The following is a 19,370-nucleotide window of genomic DNA, read 5'->3' as shown; positions in this document are numbered from 1 at the left end:
TCGCCGGAAAAACCCCAATCTACCCCTTTGTGAACAAAACAACACTCAAGCCATCGGTGGCAGCCGGCGCTTGACCGGGGTCTTCTTGACGATGGCGGTGTTGGTTTCGGCGTGGCTGTTGAGGCGATCGAGGAGGGTGTCCAGTTGTTCCATCGAGCGCACATGCAGGCGGGCGATGAAGCAGTCGTCGCCGGTGACTTTGTCGCACTCGGTGAATTCGGGGATGGCCTGAATCTGTCGCTCCACTTCCTGTAACTGGCCCGGCAACGGGCGAATACGGACGATGGCCTGGAGTTGGTAACCGAAGCATTTGGGGTCGATCTCGACGGTGTAGCCTTTGAGCACGCCACGTTCTTCGAGGCGGCGCAGGCGCTCGGCGACACTGGGCGAGGACAGGCCGCTGATCTGTGCCAGGGCCTTGAGCGAGCGGCGTGAGTCTTCCATCAACGCGCTAATCAGCACTTGGTCGATGTCGTCGGTCATGGCGAATCCCCTGTTAGGCAATCGGCTGAATTAGCCTTGATAAAAAAGGCAGAAGCCGAGTTTAGCCTGCTTTTTGCGCTGGAGTAGGCCCTCGGGTGGTTGGCATACTTTGGGCTCAAATACAGGAGGTGGATGATGGACAAAACATTACGTCGCGGCTCATTCGAAATGACCGCCGCCATGCTGATTTCCGGGACCATTGGCTGGTTCGTGCTGGTGTCAGGGCAACCGGTACTGGACGTGGTGTTCTGGCGCTGCGTGTTCGGTGCCGCCACCTTATTGCTGATCTGCGCGGCGTTCGGCTTTCTGCGTCCTGGCATTTTGACGTCCACCACTTTTTTGCTGGCCGTACTGAGCGGGGTGGCGATTGTCGGCAACTGGGTGCTGTTGTTCGCGTCCTATTCCCGCGCCTCGATTGCCATTGGCACGGCGGTTTATAACGTTCAACCATTCATGCTGGTGGGGCTAGCCGCGTTGTTCCTGGGGGAGAAGATCACCCTGCAGAAGTTGTTCTGGCTGGGCATTTCGTTTCTAGGAATGCTGGCGATTGTCAGCGCACATGGTGAGCAGGGCGAGGGTGGCAACGATTACCTGATGGGGATTGGTCTGGCGCTAGGGGCTGCCTTTCTGTACGCGATTGCCGCGTTGATCATCAAACGCCTGACCGGCACACCTCCGCATCTGATCGCATTGATCCAGGTGTGCACCGGCGTGCTATTGCTCGCGCCCTTTGCGCACTTCTCGGCGATACCGCAAACGCCCGATGCCTGGGCCAGTCTGGTGACCCTGGGCATCGTGCATACCGGTTTGATGTATGTGCTGCTTTACGGCGCGATTCAAAAACTGCCGACAGCGCTGACCGGCGCGTTGTCGTTCATCTACCCGATTGCGGCGATTTTCGTTGACTGGTTCGCCTTCGGCCATCGCCTGGAGCCGCTGCAATGGATCGGTGTCGCCGCGATTCTGTTGGCCGCCGCCGGGATGCAACAGGGTTGGAGCCTGAAGCTTCGGCGGGTGGCGGCGCAGTAAACAGGCCTCAGAAAATGTAGTCAGTGGTCAGGAAGCTCGAGTTGCGTCCGCTGATGATCTCGCTGAGAAGCTCTTTGCTGCTTTCCTGGAACTTGGTCGCCACCAGAGTCCGAATCGAAAATACCCGCAGCGCATCGTGCACCGACAGCGTGCCCTCGGCGGAGTTCTTGCGACCGTTGAACGGATAGGTGTCCGGACCGCGCTGGCACTGGGCGTTGAGGTTGATCCGGCCGACCTGGTTGGCGAACGTGTCCACCAGCCTGCCGACTGCCACCGGGTTGGTGCCGAAGATGCTCAGTTGCTGGCCGAAGTCGGATTCCAGGACGTAATCGATCACGGTGTCCAGATGACGGTAAGGCACGATCGGCACGACCGGCCCGAACTGTTCTTCCTGGTAGACGCGCATCTGCGGTGTCACCGGGTACAACACGGCCGGGTAGAAGAACGATGCGCGGGACTCACCGCCATTGGGGTTGACCACGGCTGCGCCTTTGCTGACCGCGTCCGCCACCAGGGTGTGCAGATAATCGACCTTGCCTGATTCCGGCAATGGCGTCAGGGCCACGCCACTGTCCCACGGCATGCCGGGTTTGAGGCTGGCGAGTTTGGCGTTGAACTTCTCGATGAACGCTTCGACCACGTCTTCATGGACGAAGAGGATTTTCAGCGCGGTGCAGCGTTGACCGTTGAACGACAGCGAGCCGGTGACGGCTTCGCTGACCGCATTGTCCAGATCGACCTCCGGCAGAACGATACCGGGGTTCTTCGCATCCAGGCCCAGCGCCGCGCGCAAGCGGTGAGGCCTTGGGTGGAGTTTTTTCAGGTCGCTGGCGGCCTTGTTGGTGCCGATGAATGCAAAGATATCGATCTTGCCGCTGGCCATCAGTGCGCTGACCGTCTCGCGGCCGCTGCCGTAAATGACGTTGATTACTCCGGCGGGGAAGCTGTCGCGAAAGGCTTCCAGCAACGGGCGAATCAACAGCACCCCAAGCTTGGCCGGTTTGAATACCACGGTGTTGCCCATGATCAGCGCGGGAATCAGCGTGGTGAAGGTTTCGTTCAGCGGGTAATTGTAAGGTCCCATGCACAACGCCACGCCCAATGGTACGCGGCGGATCTGGCCGAGAGTGTCCTGCTCCAGTTCGAAGCGGCTGGAGCGGCGGTCGAGTTCCTTGAGGGCATTGATGGTGTCGACGATGTAGTCGCAGGTGCGGTCGAACTCTTTTTCCGAGTCCTTGAGGTTTTTACCGATCTCCCACATCAGCAATTTGACCACCGCCTCGCGCTGTTCGCGCATGCGAGCCAGGAAGGTTTCGACGTGCTGGATGCGCTCGGCCACGCGCATGGTCGGCCACAGGCCCTGGCCGCGGTCGTAGGCGCGGACGGCGGCGTCGAGCGCGGTCAGTGCAGTATCGGCATCAAGCAGCGGTGTGCTGCCGAGGATCACCTGTTCATCACCATTCGCACCGCTCAGGTACACCGGGCTGCGGACTTGAGCGAGGGGCCCGGACCAGGTTTTCAGTTCGCCATCGACCAGATACTCGCGCTGCTCGGTCGGGCCGTTGAGGCGGTACTTTTCCGGGACGTTGTCGGCGGTGGGAAACAGGTTGCCAAGGATTTGTGCTGTGGTCATATCGCTACCCCGTCTGGATTGGGTGATGCACTGATGAATCGTTTTAGCAGACCTCGGACTCGCTTGTCATGGCTCATCTTATGATTTTTTTTGCTCGGCGTTATGGATCGTCGTAGCAGCTGCCGGGTTACGGGGCTGCTATCTTTTGCCCTGAAAACACACAAGTAACGATCCCCCGGTTAAACTTCAGGCTCTTTCTCAAAGGAGTTCATATGAGTTATTACCAGCCGGGCATTCTTGCCACCCCTGTTCCGCCTCAAGCTCGTCATATGTTCTTCGCCCTTGAATCCGTTGAGGCACTGCCGGCTGCGCTGGATAACCTGATGCGCCTGGTGGACGGCAAGTCGGCTGTAGTCGGTTTTGGTGAATCCCTGGTCAAGGCGCTGCACGCACAGATCGATGGGCTGCGCGCCTTTCCTGCGCTGGTCGGTGTCGGTGTCGACAACCCGTCCACCCAACACGCGCTCTGGTGCTGGCTGCACGGGGTTGACCGTGGCGAACTGCTCAATCGCAGCCGTGCGCTCGAAGCCGCGCTGGCACCGGCCCTGCGTCTGGTGCAGATGAACGAAACCTTCCGCCACATGACCGGGCACGACTTGACCGGTTACGAAGACGGCACCGAAAACCCTCACGATGAAGCTGCTGTCGCCGCTGCATTGTTGAGCGACGGCGCGGACGGTCTGGTCGGTGGCAGCTTCGCCGCGATCCAGCAGTGGCAGCATGATTTGAAAGGCTTTCACGCAATGCCGCCCCATGAGAAAGACAACATCATGGGTCGTCGCTTGAGCGACAACGAAGAACTCGATGACGCGCCGATCTCCGCTCACGTCAAGCGCACCGCCCAGGAAAGCTTCACACCTGAAGCCTTCGTGGTCCGTCGCTCGATGCCGTGGATCGAAGGCGATCGTGCCGGCCTGATGTTCCTGGCCTTCGGTTTTTCCCTCGATGCGTTCGAATCCCAGTTGCGGCGCATGAGTGGTCTGGAAGACGGCATTACCGACGGCCTGTATCGCATCAGCCGACCGATCACCGGCGGCTACTACTGGTGCCCACCGCTCAAGGACGATCGCCTTGACCTGCGCGCACTGCGTGTCGGCTAAACCTCGAGTAAAGTCGGACACGCCGATGCCGGTTCTGCCTTGGTTGAAGATGTAGGAGCTGACGAGTGAAACGAGGCTGCGATCTTTTGATGTTGTTTTTAAAGAGCAAGATCAAAAGATCGCAGCCTCGTTTCACTCGACAGCTCCTACACAGCTCCTACAGGTCCTTGTCAGGAAAAGCTCAAAAGAGTACAAATGTACTCCATGACGACTTTAACTCCCCGCCGTACCGCCATCCTGACCTTTATCCGCGATCGAATCGCCGAGCACGGTCAGCCCCCGAGCCTCGCTGAAATCAGCGAGGCCTTTGGCTTCGCCTCCCGCAGCGTGGCGCGCAAGCATGTGCTGGCGCTGACCGAGGCCGGTTTTATCGAGGTCAATGCGCATCAGGCGCGAGGTATCCGGCTGCTGAATCAACCGCCGCGGCCCGAGCTGCTGGACGTTCCGGTACTCGGTCGAGTGGCGGCCGGTGCGCCGATCGATGCCGATGCCGAGGTCCACAGCCGTTTGCTGCTCGATCCGTCGATCTTCTCGCGGCTACCGGATTACATGCTGCGGGTGCAGGGCGATTCGATGATCGAGGACGGCATTCTCGACGGCGATCTGGTGGGCGTGCGGCGCAATCCCGAAGCGGTCAACGGCCAGATCGTCGTGGCGCGGCTCGACGGCGAAGTCACCATCAAGCGTTTCGAGCGGGTCGGCGATTCTGTTCGGCTGTTACCACGCAATCCGGCTTACAAGCCGATCATTGTTCGAGCCGATCAGGATCTGGCCATCGAAGGCGTGTTCTGCGGTCTGGTGAGGCAAGGGTAATGGGCGCCGTCGTTGCGTTGGATACGCTGTTCAATGGCGGCCAGGTCTGGAAGGGCCGGCCTGTTCCACCGGCCGTCAGCCCGCAACCCACCGGGCATGCGGCGCTGGATGCGGCATTGCCCACAGGTGGCTGGCCGGAAGCGGCGCTGACTGAAATCCTGTTGGCCGGGCAGGGCGTGGGTGAGTTGCAACTGGTGTGGCCGGCGCTGGCGCGGCTGTCGGCGGCAGGTGAACGCATCGTGCTGGTGGCACCGCCTTACGTGCCGTATCCCCAGGCCTGGCAGAACGCCGGGGTCGATTTGCGGCAACTGTCGATCATCCAGGCCAGTGAGCGCGATGCGCTGTGGGCGGCGGAACAATGCCTGCGTTCGGGCAGTTGCGGGGCGGTATTGTGCTGGCCGCACAAAGCCGACGATCGGGCATTGCGACGTTTGCAGGTGGCGGCGGAAACCGGTCAGACCCTGGCGTTCGTCTATCGCTCGATCAGTGAAGCCATCAACCCGTCGCCAGCGGCCCTGCGCATCGCCATCGACGCCAAACCTGCGCAATTGCGAGTGCTCAAGTGCCGGGGCGGGCTGGCCCGTTCGGCGCCGATTGCCTTTGCCGTCGGGCATTGAGGTTGCCATGCGCTGGGTTTGCATTCTCTTCCCGCAATTGGCACTGGACGCGGTACTGCGTCAGCGGCCCGACCCCGATGAGCCGCTGGCGCTGCTGACCGGTCCGGCCCAGCGTCGGGTGCTGCAAGCGGTCAACGGTTCGGCGCGGGCGCTGGGCTTGCGTCCCGGTCAGTCGATGACCGCCGCTCAGGCCCTGAGCAAAGGGTTTGTCACCGCCGAATACGATGCCGCCGAGATCGAGCACTGGCAGCAGTTCCTGGCTGCCTGGGCCTATCGGTTCAGCTCTCAGGTCAGCGTGCATTACCCGCGCGCCGTGGTGTTTGAAATCGAATCCAGCCTGGGCTTGTTCGGGCCCTGGCCGCAGTTCGAGGCGCGGTTGCGGGCGGAACTTGGCGAACTGGGGTTTCGTCACCGGATTGTCGCCGCGCCCAACCCGGTGGCGGCGCGGGTATTGGCCAACGTTTATGACGGTCTGGTGGTGCCGGACAATGACGCTTTGCAGCACCATCTCGGGCAGTTGCCCGTTGACCGGATCGCCCTGGAGCCAAGCGTTGCCACGGCACTGTCGCGCATGGGGCTGCGCACCTTGAGTCAGGTGCAGGCGCTGCCACGACATAGCCTGGCCCGGCGTTTCGAAGCCCAGGTGCTCAAGCATCTGGACACCCTGTTCGGTTTACGACATTTGGCGCTGGCGTTTTACCTGCCGCCGGACCGTTTCGATGTGCGCATCGAACTCAACTTCGATGTGCAATCCCATCAGGCATTGCTGTTTCCATTGCGCAGGCTGACCGGCGATCTGGCGGCGTTCCTCTGCGGGCGGGATAGCGGTGTGCAGCGTTTTGACCTGCATCTGGAGCACGCCGGGTTGCCAGACACGCTGATCAAGGTCGGCCTGCTCAGCGCCGAGCGCGATCCGGCGATGGTGTTCGAACTGGCCCGGGGGAGGCTGGAGCAGGTTCAGGTCGAGGCGCCGGTGCGCGGTTTTCGTCTGCGCGCCGAAGACTTGCCGACCTTTGTGCCCCAGTACCAGGAACTGTTCGATGATCGTCCGCAGCAATCCTTGCCTTGGGAGCAACTGCGCGAACGCTTGCGCGCACGGCTGGGGGATGACGCGGTGCAAGGCTTGCGGTTCCAGGCCGATCACCGGCCGGAATGCGCGTGGCAGGCCAGTGTCGACAGCCAGACCTGTGAAGTATTGCCTGCCGTGCAACGTCCGGGCTGGTTGCTGACGGAGCCGCAGGCAGTACACGAAGGTTCGACGCGCATCCTCATGGGGCCGGAACGCATCGAGTCGGGCTGGTGGGACGGCGACGACGTGCGCCGCGATTATTACCTGATCGAAACCCGTTCCGGTCAGCAGGGCTGGGCCTATCGGGCGGTAGGCGAAGGCGGTCCGTTGTGGCTGCAAGGCTGGTTCGCATGAGTGTCGATTATGCCGAGCTGCACTGCCTGTCGAACTTCAGTTTCCAGCGCGGTGCTTCCAGTGCGCTCGAGCTTTTTCAACGGGCGAAAAAGCAGGGCTATCGAGCGTTGGCGATCACCGACGAATGTACCCTGGCGGGCATCGTCCGCGCCTGGCAGGCGGCCAAGGCCGTGGAATTGCCGCTGATCATCGGCAGTGAAATACGCATCGAAGACGGCCCGAAACTGGTGCTGCTGGTGGAAAGCCTCGAGGGTTACCAAACCCTGTGCCGCCTGATTACCCGCGCCAGACGCCGTACGCAGAAAGGCCAGTATCAGGTGCTGTGGGAGGATTTCGGCGAGCCGTTGCCGGGGCTGTTGGCGTTGTGGGTGCCGGACGCCGTCGATGACGTTGAGCAGGGTCACTGGCTGAAGCAGGCCTTCGCCGAGCGCCTGTGGCTGAGCGTTCAGTTACATCGCGGGCAGGACGACACCCGGCGACTGGCGGCGCTGCTGACCCTGGCGCGGGAATTGCGGATCCCGGCGGTGGCCAGCGGCGATGTGCACATGCATGCCCGTGGCCGTCGCGCCTTGCAGGACACCATGACTGCGATTCGTCATCACTTGCCGGTGGCCGAGGCCGGGTTGCGCCTGCACCCCAATGGCGAACGGCATTTGCGCAGCCTCGACGCCTTGCGCGAGCTCTATCCGCAGGCACTGCTCGACGAAACGCTGAGCATCGCCCGGCGCTGCACGTTCAACCTCGGTCAGTTGCGCTATCAATATCCCCGGGAGCTGGTGCCTGAGGGGCGCACGGCCACGTCCTGGCTGCGGGAGTTGGCCGAGAAGGGTGTTCGATGGCGCTGGGAAAAAGGCCCTAAAGCCGAGGTGTTGGCGCAGATCGACAAGGAACTGCAGCTGATTGCCGAGCTGGGGTACGAAAGCTATTTCCTGACCGTTCACGACATTGTCAATTTCGCCCGCAAGCAACACATTCTGTGTCAGGGGCGCGGTTCTGCGGCCAACTCGGCGGTGTGCTACGTACTGGGGATCACGGAGATCGACCCGGAGCGGAGCACGTTGCTGTTCGAACGTTTTCTCTCCAAAGAGCGCAACGAGCCGCCAGACATTGATGTGGATTTCGAGCACGAGCGGCGTGAAGAAGTCCTGCAATACGTGTTTCAGCGTTATGGTCGGACCCGCGCGGCGCTGACGGCGGTGGTCAGCACTTACCATGGTGCCGGCGCAGTCCGCGATGTGGCCAAGGCGCTGGGTTTGCCGCCCGATCAGGTCAACGCCCTGGCCGACTGCTGCGGTCACTGGAGTGATCAGGCGCCTCCCGTCGAGCGCCTGCGTGAAGGTGGTTTCGATCCCGACAGCCCGGTGTTGCGCCGGGTGCTGAGCCTGACGGGGCAGTTGATCGGTTTCCCTCGGCACCTGTCCCAGCACCCTGGCGGTTTCGTGATTTCCGAGCAGCCCCTGGACAGCCTGGTGCCGGTGGAAAACGCCGCCATGGCCGAGCGCACCATCATTCAGTGGGACAAGGACGATCTGGATGCGGTCGGGCTGCTCAAGGTCGATATTCTGGCGCTGGGCATGCTCAGCGCGATTCGCCGTTGTTTCGATCTGCTGCGTCGGCACCGTGGCCGGGACCTGAGTCTGGCAACGGTGCCGGCCGAAGATCCGCAAACCTACGAGATGATCGGACGTGCCGATACCATCGGGGTGTTCCAGATTGAATCCCGGGCTCAGATGTCGATGCTGCCAAGGCTCAAGCCCACGACCTTCTATGACCTGGTGATTGAGGTGGCAATCGTTCGTCCGGGGCCGATTCAGGGTGGGATGGTGCATCCCTATCTGCGGCGGCGTAAGGGCGAAGAAGAGGTGATCTACCCGTCGAAAGAACTCGAAGCGGTGCTGGAGCGTACGTTGGGCGTGCCACTGTTCCAGGAACAGGTGATGCAGATCGCGATTGTCGCCGCCGACTACAGCCCCGGCGAGGCCGATCAATTGCGCCGCTCCATGGCCGCCTGGAAACGCCACGGCGGACTGGAACCGCACAAGGAACGTCTGGCCGACGGAATGAAGAAAAACGGCTACACGGCGGAGTTCGCCGCGCAGATATTCGAGCAGATCAAAGGCTTTGGCAATTACGGCTTTCCCGAATCCCACGCCGCCAGTTTCGCCTTGCTGACCTATGCCAGTTGCTGGTTGAAATGCCACGAGCCGGCGGCCTTCGCCTGTGCGCTGATCAACAGCTGGCCCATGGGTTTCTACAGCCCGGACCAGATTCTTCAGGACGCCCGCCGACATCATTTGCAGATTCGTCCGGTGGACGTGCGGGCCAGTGACTGGGATTGCAGCCTGGAACCGATCATCGGCGCGCAGCCGGCCATTCGCATGGGGTTGCGGATGATCAAAGGCTTTCGCGAGGACGATGCCAGGCGCATTGAAGTTGCACGGTCGAAAGGGGCGTTTGCCGACATCGCCGACCTTGGCGAACGGGCGCGACTCGATGCCCGTGCCCAGGAGCAACTGGCCGATGCCGGTGCATTGCGCGGGCTGGCCGGTGACCGGCATCGGGCGCGCTGGGAAGTGGCGGGTGTGCAAAAGCAGCTCGGCTTGTTTGCCGGTTTGCCGAGTCAGGAAGAGCCGACGGTGTCTCTGCCCAAACCCACCGTGGGCGAGGACCTGCAAGCCGATTACAACAGTGTCGGCACCACCCTCGGCCCGCATCCGCTGGCATTGCTGCGGGGTGAATTGAAAGCCCGGCGTTGCCGCAGTTCGAAAGAACTTATGGATGTCGAGCACGGCCGACCGGTCAGCGTCGCCGGGTTGGTGACCGGTCGGCAACGCCCGGGCACCGCCAGCGGCGTGACCTTCGTGACGCTTGAAGACGAGTTCGGCAACGTCAATGTGGTGGTCTGGCGCGACCTGGCCGAACGGCAACGGCAGGTACTGGTCGGCTCGCAATTGCTCAAGGTCGATGGGCGCTGGGAAAAGGAAGGGGAGGTGCGGCATTTGATTGCCGGGCGCTTGAGCGACCTGAGTTCACTGCTCGACGGTATCCATGTGCGCAGCCGGGATTTCCGCTGAACCGGCGACATTCAGCTATACCTCTATGAAACCATTGGCGTCGGCGGTGCTCGAAACAAACGGGCACGCACCGTCTCCTCACGCCGTTGCACTGCCTGAAAACATGTCATTCACAAGACATAGGCCAGTCGATGCAGTTTCTAGACAATAGCCACGGATGTACCGGCTGGAGCGGCGAAATGGCTGGACGCATTCGCGCGTTCGACTGGAGCCTGACCGAGCTCGGGAGCATCGATACCTGGCCCGGGAGCCTGTGCAGCACGGTGCAATTATTGCTCGCCTCACCCCTGCCGATGGTGATGCTGTGGGGCCGGCCCGGTTACATGATCTATAACGATGCCTACTCGAGATTTGCCGGTGGGCGCCATCCTTACCTGCTAGGTTCCCCGGTGGAGTTGGGCTGGCCAGAGGTCGCCGAATTCAATCGGCATGTGGTGGACACCTGCCTTGCGGGTGGCACCTTGTCCTATCACAACAAAGCTTTGGTGCTGTTGCGTGATGGCGTACCCGAAGACGTCTGGATGGATCTTTACTACAGCCCCGTCGCCGATGATGACGGGCACCCCGCCGGGGTCATGGCAATGGTGGTCGACACCACTGACCATGTGATTTCCGAGCGCCGCCGCCAGGAAGCCGAAAGCGCTTATCGCGCCGACAACGAAAGAGTTCGCCTGGCTCTTAATGCCGGGGCTTTGCTCGGCTCATTCGTCTGGGATATCAAGGCTGATGTACTGTCTGCCGACGAACGCTTCGCCCGCACGTTTTCCTATCCGCCCGACCAGGACCTGGCCAACCTGTCACCGCTCATCGCCGAAATGCAGATCCATCCCGACGACCGCAGTTGGGTTCAGGAACGGATCAATCAGTCGGTGGAAACCGGCATACCCTATAACGCCGAATACCGGGTCCTGCGCCCCGATGGCAGTTACCTGTGGGTGCTGGCCAGCGGGTGTTGCGAGTTCAATGAGCAAGGCGAGGCGTTCCGCTTTCCCGGGGTGTTGATCGACATCCACGAACGCAAGACCGCCGAAGAATCTTTGCTCAAATTCACCCGCAACCTGGAGCAGCGAGTCGCCGACGAAGTCGAGGCGCGGCTGGCGGCTGAAGAGCAGTTGCGCCAGTCACAGAAACTCGAAGCCATCGGCGGTCTCACCGGCGGCGTGGCCCATGACTTCAATAATCTGTTGCAGGTGATCGCCGGCAACCTGCATTTGCTGGCGCGTCACGAGCCGGACAACGCCAATGTGCAACGCCGGGTCAGCGCGTCGATTGCCGCGGTCGAGCGCGGTGCCAAATTGTCGTCGCAATTGCTCGCATTCGCCCGTCGTCAGCCTTTGTCGCCGGCGGTCTGCGATCCACGGCAGATCTTCGAAGGACTGGGAGAACTGTTGCAGCGGGCGCTGGGGGAAACTATCCAGATCAAGGTGACGGCGCCTGACGCTCCATGGCATCTCTACGTGGACCGCAATCAACTGGAAAACGCCATTCTCAACCTCGCGATCAACGCCCGAGACGCCATGAACGGCGAGGGGACCATTGCCCTGAGTGCCGAGAACATTGCCCTCGACCGCAAGTTTTGCGCAGGCAAGGGCATCGTCGCCGGCGACTATGTTTGCGTCGCGGTGGCTGACACGGGTGTCGGCATGTCGCCTCAAGTGCTCGCACAGGCCTTTGAACCGTTTTTCACCACCAAGGCCGACGGCCAGGGCACCGGCCTGGGTTTGAGTATGGTGTTCGGTTTCGTCAAACAGAGCGACGGGCATATCGAGATTTCCAGCGTCGTCGGGCAGGGCACTCGGGTGCAGCTGTATTTCCCGCGCAGCTTGCGCCCGTTGCCCGGTGAAACAACGCGCCATGATCCGCAGCACCGTGGCGGGCACGAAACCATTCTGGTGGTCGAGGACAACGAAGCGGTGCGTGGCTCGGCGGTGGATTTGTTGCGTGAAGAGGGCTATCAAGTTCTGACCGCGGCCAACGGTGACCTGGCCATGCAGATGTTGCTCGATGGCGTGGCAGTGGATCTGATCTTCACCGATGTGGTGATGCCCGGTCTGATCAAAAGCGCGGACCTGGCCGCCTGGGCCAAGGTACAGAATCCACCGGTGGCGGTGCTGTTTACCTCCGGCCACACCCGGGACATTATTTCGCGCAATCACCAACTCAGCCCCGACACTTATCTGCTGAGCAAACCTTATGGCCCTGAAGCGCTGTTGAGTAAGATCCGCAATGTGCTGGGTGGTTGAGACCTGTAGGCTGTAATGCGATCGCCCCTGTAGGAGCGAGGCTTGCCCGCGAACAAGAACCCCGCGGTGTATCAGGTACCCCGCGTCATCGTTCTTCGCGGGCAAGCCTCGCTCCTACAGGGGCTAACCGGCCGGCATCAAGGCTTACCCGCGCCGGGCAAGCCTTGTTCCTGTGGGGGTTATTTGTCGGGATGAGCCGCCTGGAGTTTTTTCGCCATATCCAGGTGTTTTTCCAGCGCCGGCAGCATTTTTTGTGCAAAGGCCTTGAGGTCGGTGGCGCCTTTGGTCTTGTCGTCCGTCACCGTATTGGCTTCTTTCTTGAACCGTTCAATGGCTTCTTCATGAGCCTTCACCTGATTGTTGGCATAGGCCGTGTCGAAGGATTCATCGCGCAGGTCGAGAATTTTTTCCTTGGCCTGTTTAACCATCGTCGTCGTGTCCGGCACTTCGATGTCATGCTTTTTCGCCAGTGCCGCCAGTTCTTCATTGGCTTTGGAATGATCGGTGACCATCATGTTGGCGAACGCCTTGATGTCGGCCGATGAGCTTTTTTCCAGGGCCAGTTTGCTGGTCTCGACTTCCGCGATGCCGCCCGCGACCGCGTCATCGACGAAGTCGTTGGAATCGGCGGCAAAAGCTGTGCCCATGCTGGTGCTCAAGGCAACGGCCAAGGCGAGGTGACGCAGATTGAAGCCGTCCATTGATCATTCTCCACACAGGTTTCTATGGGCGATCCGGGTGATCGTTATTCAATGGAGGCGGGCGCTCGGGCAAAGGTTTTATCGCGTTTGCGACAGGACGACGAACGGACACCGCTGGTCTGATAGACGGTCGACAGAACACGGTAAGCAAGGCCATTCTGATAGCTGGTGAGCGCAATCGATCGCGTTTGCTACCGATTAACAAACGGAGGTGTTCCATGCCGGTGACTCATGATCTGTATCAGGATCTGAAACTTTCAAAGGAAGAGATCCAGCAAAAACGCACCAAGGATCCGTTACTGGATTCACTGATAAACAAATATTCTCAGGCAGACGCGGAGGTGTTGAAGGCCGAGTCCGCACAATCGGATGCGCCCAGCGATGACGCACTGAAGAGGCTCAAAGAGAAGCGCGTGCAGGTCAAGAACAAGATAGTTGAACGACTCCAGACGCCGTCCTGACACTCTGTACCAAGCCACCGACGACCGGTGACTGAAAAATTGGAACGGGGATAAATACCGGCACCTCGAACGATCAGAGCCCGACGTTACGGCTCCATGCGAGGTGCCTCATGCCCCATTCAGCCTTTCCTCATAAAGAAAAGTATCCCAGCGAAGAACAGGGCGGCTACGACCCGATCCCGACTCATCCCGAACCCCCGAGCCCGGGACGCACCACCGTCAACCCCGAGGATGAACCGGGCATCGATGAATTGCCGGACAATGAGGACATAACGCCTCTGGAACAGGATGACGTCACTGACATCGACCCGGAGCGAGTGCGCGAAGAGACAGACAATTCGGTTCGTGATGGTGAGATGGATCCGCGTTGATTCACGAGTGTTGATCGCAAATCTGGCGGCACCCCGATCAACTGTGGGAGCGGGCTTGCTCGCGAATGAGGCCATGCCAGTCGACATCAATGTTGAATGTCAGTCCGCCTTCGCGAGCAAGCCCGCTCCCACAGGTTGATCATCGTTACTACTGCAATGCCGTGCTCAACGGCAACCGCGCCATGTGCCGCGCTTTCAGCGATCCCAGATACAACCAGTCCCCATACTCGCGCACGGTGGTGATGGGGGAGTAGTTGCCGCTGCTGGCGTCCTGCAGATTGGCAATCACTTTACCGTCGAGGTCCAGGCCAAGGGCGAAGGCGCGTTTCTCCACCGGTTTGGGCAGGACCGTCATCGCGCGCACGATCATTTTGCGTACCAGAGGGTAGGGCGCCGTGGCGTCGAGCAGTGCATTGCGCGGTGCATACAGCGCCACCCAGAAACGGTCGCGACCATTGAATGCCAGGTTGTCCGGCAGCCCTGGCAAATTGTCGATGAACAGATCGTGGGTTCCGGCTTTTGGCCCGGTCAGCCAATAGCGGCTGATGCGATAGGCACCGGTTTCGTTGACCAGCACAAACGCATCATCAGGCCCCAGGGTCACTCCGTTGGCGAACTCCAGTTTGTCCAGCAGAACCGTCGTTTTGCCGGTCTGGAAGTCATAACGCAGCAATCGGCCGTCGCCGCCGTGCTCGATGATCGCCTCGCCATCCTTGCCATAACCCCAACGGCTGGAAGCATCGCTGAAATAGGCGTAATGCCCGGGCTTGTCGATGGCCACGTCATCGGTAAAACCGAAGGGCACGTTGTTGGCCGTGGTGCTCAATGCAATCAACCGGCCTTGAGCATCGAGCGATAGCAAACCCTTGACCCCGTCGGCGATCACCAGCAAACCATTGGGATGGCGCGCCAGGCCCAATGGCCTGCCACCGGTATCGGCCAGCACCCTGGTGGTATTGCCGTCGAGGCTGGTGCTAATCAACCGGCCGTCATGCAGGCCGGTGATGAGGATGTTTTCTTCCAGAAGCAATGCTTCCGGGCCGTCGATGTCAGCGGCACCGACACGTTCCACGCCTTTGAGGCGCTGATTGTCTGTGTAGATGCCATCGATGAGGGAGGGCGCTGGTGACGGTGTCCAGGCGATCGGCTGGACCTTGGTGGGTAATAACAACAGGAAGCCGCCAATCACGATGATCAGCAGCAACAATAAATGCCGAAACCTGAAGGCTCTTTTCACGCGGTGACTCCTGTCGAGGCCAGATGTCTTTGCGCCATCTCGCGTAACGCCAGCATCGATTGCGCCGATTCATGCTCAATGCGCCGTTTGAGCAACAATCGATTGGCGATGCGCATCAGTACACCGCTAAAGCAATATTCCAGGGTGCGGACAAACCGCGTGCTGTCGCCAAAAGCCTCGCACTCGTAAGTCACCACCAGCGACAGTCCATGATCGCCCCGGGCCCGAGCGCTCCAGCGGCGACCGGGCAGGTATTCGCTGACCTCCCAGCGCAAATGCCCCTCGCGTCCGCCGGCCCGAATGTCTTCCTCGAACCGCGCCCCGGCGTACAACGGGCCGCTCTGGCCATCGACCTTGAGGGAGGACGGATGCCACTCCGGCCAACGTGTCGCGGTGCTGGCGTAGGCGAGCACGGCGAGCGGATTTCCAGCGATATCGACCACGTGCTGCAGGCGGGTGGGCGTTCTCGTCAGGTGTGGAGGCGCTTGTTCCGGCTCCCAGTGCAGGGTGCCGAACAGGTAGTCCATCAGTGGAAACACGATATTGAAATTGCGCTCCTGCATCAGTTCACGGCGGTGGTGCAGTTCATGCAGACGGCGCATCTGGCGAATCCACGGCAGACGTGTCAGCGGGTTGCCGGGCGGTAGATGTTCGCAGGCATGGAACACTTCATAAGTCAGGTAACCGAGGACCATGCAACCGCCGAACAGCCCCGCGACGTTGCCATTGAGCTGAGCCAGCAGCCACCACGCGGGCGCGGTAATGACGAGGGTGTGCAACACAATCAGCCAGGCCGGAAACAGAATCACCCGCCAGTCCCTGGCGCTGTCGTAGGTCATGTGGCCGGGGGTGAAAAAGCTGTGATGGTCACCGGCGTGACGGGCGTAGAACATTCGCGCCAAGCGCTTTTTGTGGTGCCCCAGATGCCGATGCACGACGTAGACGCCGAAGTTGAAGAACAGCAGGGTCAGCGGCACCGCCAGCCATTCCAGGGGGTGTACCTGATGCACGGTGCTCCAGAACGCGCCGATGGCCAGCAACCCGAACAGCAGCACAAACACGCCGTGCAACCAAGGGTTGTAGAGCGGATGAATGTCGGCACGGTAGCGCGCGCGGAATGCTTCGGTGGTCTGCCTCACTGCGTTCACCTGTGGTTATTGTTATAACCAGCAGATTAGCCGATCCCGCCGCAGAGGCTGGCCCAACCTTGAGGCCACATGCGCCATGCTCCGGTGCAAGACGCCTGGCGTCAGGTCAAGGGGTTCCAGCGCTGGGACCAGTCGTCGTCCGTCTTGATCACTTCGCGCAGCAAATCAAAGGCTCGTTGCAAGGTCGCCGAGTCGCGGTCCCGGGAGTAAACCAGGTAGGTCGGGTAGCTGAACTCCGGAGCTTTGGGCACTGGCTCCAGCACGCCGCTTTCCAGGTAGCTCTGGACCACGCGGGTGCGGAAATAGCCGCTGCCGCCGTTTTCCAGGATGTATTGCAAGGCCAACGGTCCGAGGTTGAAGCTCAGGGCTGCCTTGGCCTTTTCCGGCAACGCGGCATCGTGCTGACGACGGAAGTCCGGGCCCCAGTCGATATACACGTAAGGCTCGGGCTGGCCGGCCAAGCGTACCAGGATGAGTTTTTCTTCCAGCACCTGCTCGACTTGCAGGCGTGGCCAGTACTCGGGCTGATAGACCAGCGCCGCATCCAGCACCCCCAGCTCCAGTTGCCGCAGCAGGTTTTCGCCGTCGCGGATTTCCATGCGCAATGCGTGGCTGGGAATTTTCTCGCGCAACTCGCCGGCCCAGCTGAGCATCAACGGGTTGCACAGGCTGACCTCGCCACCGATGTGCAGCACGTCGCGGTAGCCCTCGGGCAGCGGCAAGTCACGACGCGCCGCTTCCCAGGTCTGCACCAGTTGATTGGCGTACACCACGAAGGCCTCACCGTTCGGCGTCAGGCGTGCCCCGGCGCGGTTGCGCACGAACAGCGTGCTGCCGAGCTGGCTTTCGAGTTTCTGCACGCGGGCGGTGATCGCGGTCTGAGTGACGTGCAGCTTTTCAGCCGCCGCGGCCAGGCTGCCGTGGCGGACGATTTCCAGAAAGGTGCGGGCGAGGTCGATGTCCATGGGCAGGCCGATACGGGAGGTGCGGGCATTGTAAGAGCAGCATTTGTCTTCCGATACCGCGTTATCGTTCTTCGCGAGCAAGCCCGCTCCCACATTCGATCTGCGGTGTTACAAAAATCTATGCCCAACACCCATTCAATGTGGGAGCGGGCTTGCTCGCGAAGAGGCCCTGTCAGGCACCGCAAATCAATCGGTTAACTCGATTTCCTGAACAGTGGCCCACTGCGCCACCAACCGCTGCGGCGTGCCACACACCCTACGCTTGAACACAAAATTTCGGCACTTCTCGGCAAATTGTTTGCGGTTCTGCACCATGTCCAGCAGCATCTCTTCCAGCTCGGCATTGCGACAGTGCTGCATCAGCTGAGTCTCGAGCTGGCTTTTGCGTTCACGCACCGCCTGATACGCCGGATCACTCAACGCACCATTGGCCCGCTGCAACAACCACAAACCAAACTCGTCGGGGCAGCGCGGGCCGATTTCCTGGACCATGCCCAGTTGCAAGGCTTGGGTGGCGCTGATCGGCAGACAGTCTTCAGTGAGTTTTTTCGCCTTTGCCTGGCCGACGGCACGGGGCAGGCTGTAGGTCCAGTACTCGGAGCCGTACAGGCCCATGGTTTTGTAATGAGGGTTGAGCACGATACCGGACCGGGCGAAGACAATATCGGCAGTCAGCGCCAGCATCACGCCGCCGGCCCCGGCATTCCCGGTCAAGCCGCTGACCACCAGTTGCCGGGCGCTGAGCAGTTCCTGGCAGACGTCATCGATCGCCTGAATATTGGCCCAGGCTTCCAGCCCCGGAACCGCTGCGGCCTGGATCACGTTGAGGTGCACGCCGTTGGAGAAACTGCCGCGCCCACCCTTGATCAGCAGCACCTGGGTGTCCCGGGACTTGACCCAGCGCAGGGCCTCAACCAGTCGTTGGCACTGTTCGGTGCTCATTGCGCCGTTATAAAACTCGAAGGTCAGTTCGCCGACATGCCCCGATTCGCGATAGCGGAGCGGTTGATAGCTTTCATTGCTGAAGGGCTGGGAGGCGATCGACCAATCAAGGGTAGGTATTTGCGCCAGCTGTTCGGCGAGCACATGCCGGGCCGGGCGCTTGAAGGTTTCTTCACCGGGCCTGGGTTTATGTCGCAACGAACCGATCCACAGACTGGTATCGCCGGTCGCCACCAGCACTGCATCGTCATGCACCGCGAGAATCTCCCCCGGCGTGCCGCTGCGTGAATCCAGGTGAGCGTCGTAGAGGTAATACTGACCGCCGGCCAGGCTCGCCAATACGCCGGGCTGGCCGTCGGCAGCGTCGATACGGCGTTTGATGAAGTGAGAGCTGTCTTGCCAGCTGAAGGATCGGTCGGCCTGCTTCATGTTCGGCTGCAAACGGCCAATCACGTGGCGCTGGTTGTAATCCAAGGGCACCGGCACGAAACCGTCGATGAATTTTTCCACCACTTCGCGGATGCAGGAGATCGCCGCATCGCTGACGCGCCCGTTGTACAACTCGGATTTACGCAGGCCTTGGGGCAAATTGAATTCACAGGTGGCCCAGACCGGCCCGGCATCCATTTCCTCCACCGCTTGCAACGCGGTCACGCCCCAGCGGCTGAGTTCGCGGGTGATCGCCCAGTCCAGCGCACTGGCGCCACGGTCGCCGACAATGCCCGGATGAATGATCACCATGGGACGCTGGCGGTTGCTCCACAACTGTTGCGGTACCCGGTCCTTGAGGAACGGGCAGATCACCAGGTCGGCGCCGGAGTGTTCGATTTGCTCGCATACCGCCTCTTCATCGGTGAACAGCACCACGCTGGGCGAATGACCGGCGTGACGCAAGTCTAGCCAGGCCCGCTGGGTCAGGCCGTTGAACGCTGACGCCAGCAGAATGATTTTCAATGACCGCACGATTGACTCTTCCTTGAGAATGACGGGCCGCAGGCTCCCAATGAGCCGTCCGTGGCCTTCGATGGAAGCGCGATAGTAGTGATTGCGAGGGGGGGAGCAACTGATCGAGGTCAAGCTTGTGTCAGTGGGTGTTACGGGACAGAAGGTTGAACAGCGATTCAATGTGG

The 19,370-nt window shown here is 60.9% G+C and carries 16 protein-coding genes; 9 read left to right on the top strand and 7 right to left on the bottom strand.

Annotated elements, in window-relative coordinates; all coding sequences use genetic code 11:
* Nucleotides 1-45 precede the first annotated feature (45 nt).
* Nucleotides 46-483, bottom strand: coding sequence for an Lrp/AsnC family transcriptional regulator (locus tag ACIPLA_RS02925; RefSeq protein WP_008006559.1), 438 nt, complete (start codon nt 481-483; stop codon nt 46-48).
* 135 nt (nt 484-618) lie between these two features.
* Here ACIPLA_RS02925 and ACIPLA_RS02920 point away from each other — a divergent pair, with 135 nt between their 5' ends.
* Nucleotides 619-1,512, top strand: coding sequence for a DMT family transporter (locus tag ACIPLA_RS02920; RefSeq protein ID WP_192343720.1), 894 nt, complete (start codon nt 619-621; stop codon nt 1,510-1,512).
* A gap of 7 nt (nt 1,513-1,519) precedes the next feature.
* Here the strand turns inward: ACIPLA_RS02920 and ACIPLA_RS02915 are convergent, their stop codons facing one another.
* The gene (locus ACIPLA_RS02915; protein ID WP_401171293.1) at nt 1,520-3,145 is read right to left on the bottom strand and encodes an NADP-dependent glyceraldehyde-3-phosphate dehydrogenase; all 1,626 of its coding nucleotides are present in this window, start codon (nt 3,143-3,145) and stop codon (nt 1,520-1,522) included.
* A 212-nt stretch (nt 3,146-3,357) separates the two neighbouring features.
* Between ACIPLA_RS02915 and ACIPLA_RS02910 the strand changes: the two genes are divergently transcribed.
* The 6 genes from ACIPLA_RS02910 to ACIPLA_RS02885 all read left to right on the top strand — a co-directional run bounded on the left by ACIPLA_RS02910 (nt 3,358) and on the right by ACIPLA_RS02885 (nt 12,415).
* Entirely contained in the window at nt 3,358-4,245 is an 888-nt protein-coding gene (locus ACIPLA_RS02910; protein ID WP_218395993.1) for a Dyp-type peroxidase, read from the top strand.
* A 195-nt stretch (nt 4,246-4,440) separates the two neighbouring features.
* Nucleotides 4,441-5,058, top strand: a complete 618-nt coding sequence (gene lexA / locus ACIPLA_RS02905; protein ID WP_218395991.1) for a transcriptional repressor LexA — start codon at nt 4,441-4,443, stop codon at nt 5,056-5,058.
* The gene (gene imuA, locus ACIPLA_RS02900) at nt 5,058-5,675 is read left to right on the top strand and encodes a translesion DNA synthesis-associated protein ImuA (RefSeq protein WP_401171290.1); all 618 of its coding nucleotides are present in this window, start codon (nt 5,058-5,060) and stop codon (nt 5,673-5,675) included. The genes lexA and imuA overlap by 1 nt, the downstream gene beginning before the upstream one ends.
* 7 nt (nt 5,676-5,682) lie before the next feature.
* Nucleotides 5,683-7,098 carry a Y-family DNA polymerase gene (locus ACIPLA_RS02895; RefSeq protein ID WP_401171288.1) on the top strand — a complete coding sequence of 472 codons (1,416 nt, stop codon included), beginning with the start codon at nt 5,683-5,685 and terminating at the stop codon, nt 7,096-7,098.
* The gene (locus ACIPLA_RS02890) at nt 7,074-10,172 is read left to right on the top strand and encodes an error-prone DNA polymerase (protein ID WP_401171285.1); all 3,099 of its coding nucleotides are present in this window, start codon (nt 7,074-7,076) and stop codon (nt 10,170-10,172) included. Before ACIPLA_RS02895 ends, ACIPLA_RS02890 begins: the two co-directional genes overlap by 25 nt.
* Nucleotides 10,173-10,303: 131 nt before the next feature.
* Nucleotides 10,304-12,415 carry an ATP-binding protein gene (locus tag ACIPLA_RS02885; protein ID WP_401171282.1) on the top strand — a complete coding sequence of 704 codons (2,112 nt, stop codon included), beginning with the start codon at nt 10,304-10,306 and terminating at the stop codon, nt 12,413-12,415.
* Nucleotides 12,416-12,594: 179 nt separating this feature from the next.
* Here the strand turns inward: ACIPLA_RS02885 and ACIPLA_RS02880 are convergent, their stop codons facing one another.
* Complete coding sequence (locus ACIPLA_RS02880; protein WP_007898201.1) at nt 12,595-13,116, bottom strand: DUF4142 domain-containing protein; 522 nt, start codon at nt 13,114-13,116, stop codon at nt 12,595-12,597.
* Nucleotides 13,117-13,334: 218 nt separating this feature from the next.
* Here ACIPLA_RS02880 and ACIPLA_RS02875 point away from each other — a divergent pair, with 218 nt between their 5' ends.
* Together ACIPLA_RS02875 and ACIPLA_RS02870 are read left to right on the top strand one after the other, a co-directional pair.
* On the top strand, nt 13,335-13,577 hold the full coding sequence (locus ACIPLA_RS02875; RefSeq protein WP_401171279.1) for a hypothetical protein: 243 nt from the start codon (nt 13,335-13,337) through the stop codon (nt 13,575-13,577).
* 110 nt (nt 13,578-13,687) lie between these two features.
* Nucleotides 13,688-13,948 (top strand): hypothetical protein, encoded by a 261-nt coding sequence (locus ACIPLA_RS02870; RefSeq protein ID WP_401171277.1) that lies wholly within the window; start codon nt 13,688-13,690, stop codon nt 13,946-13,948.
* 148 nt (nt 13,949-14,096) lie between these two features.
* Here ACIPLA_RS02870 and ACIPLA_RS02865 read toward each other — a convergent pair whose 3' ends face one another.
* The 4 genes from ACIPLA_RS02865 to ACIPLA_RS02850 all read right to left on the bottom strand — a co-directional run bounded on the left by ACIPLA_RS02865 (nt 14,097) and on the right by ACIPLA_RS02850 (nt 19,203).
* A complete protein-coding gene (locus ACIPLA_RS02865) occupies nt 14,097-15,185 on the bottom strand; it encodes an SMP-30/gluconolactonase/LRE family protein (RefSeq protein WP_401171274.1) in 1,089 nt (362 codons plus the stop codon).
* Nucleotides 15,182-16,324, bottom strand: coding sequence for an SRPBCC family protein (locus ACIPLA_RS02860; RefSeq protein ID WP_401171271.1), 1,143 nt, complete (start codon nt 16,322-16,324; stop codon nt 15,182-15,184). Before ACIPLA_RS02860 ends, ACIPLA_RS02865 begins: the two co-directional genes overlap by 4 nt.
* A 110-nt stretch (nt 16,325-16,434) precedes the next feature.
* The gene (locus tag ACIPLA_RS02855; RefSeq protein ID WP_008066951.1) at nt 16,435-17,298 is read right to left on the bottom strand and encodes a LysR family transcriptional regulator; all 864 of its coding nucleotides are present in this window, start codon (nt 17,296-17,298) and stop codon (nt 16,435-16,437) included.
* Nucleotides 17,299-17,484: 186 nt separating this feature from the next.
* On the bottom strand, nt 17,485-19,203 hold the full coding sequence (locus ACIPLA_RS02850; protein WP_401171268.1) for a hydrogenase maturation protein: 1,719 nt from the start codon (nt 19,201-19,203) through the stop codon (nt 17,485-17,487).
* Nucleotides 19,204-19,370 lie beyond the last annotated feature (167 nt).

Origin of the sequence: Pseudomonas sp. NPDC086112 (genome assembly GCF_044746425.1) — a bacterium.
In the GTDB taxonomy this organism is placed as follows: domain Bacteria; phylum Pseudomonadota; class Gammaproteobacteria; order Pseudomonadales; family Pseudomonadaceae; genus Aquipseudomonas.
This window is presented reverse-complemented; position numbering and strand designations above follow the sequence as displayed.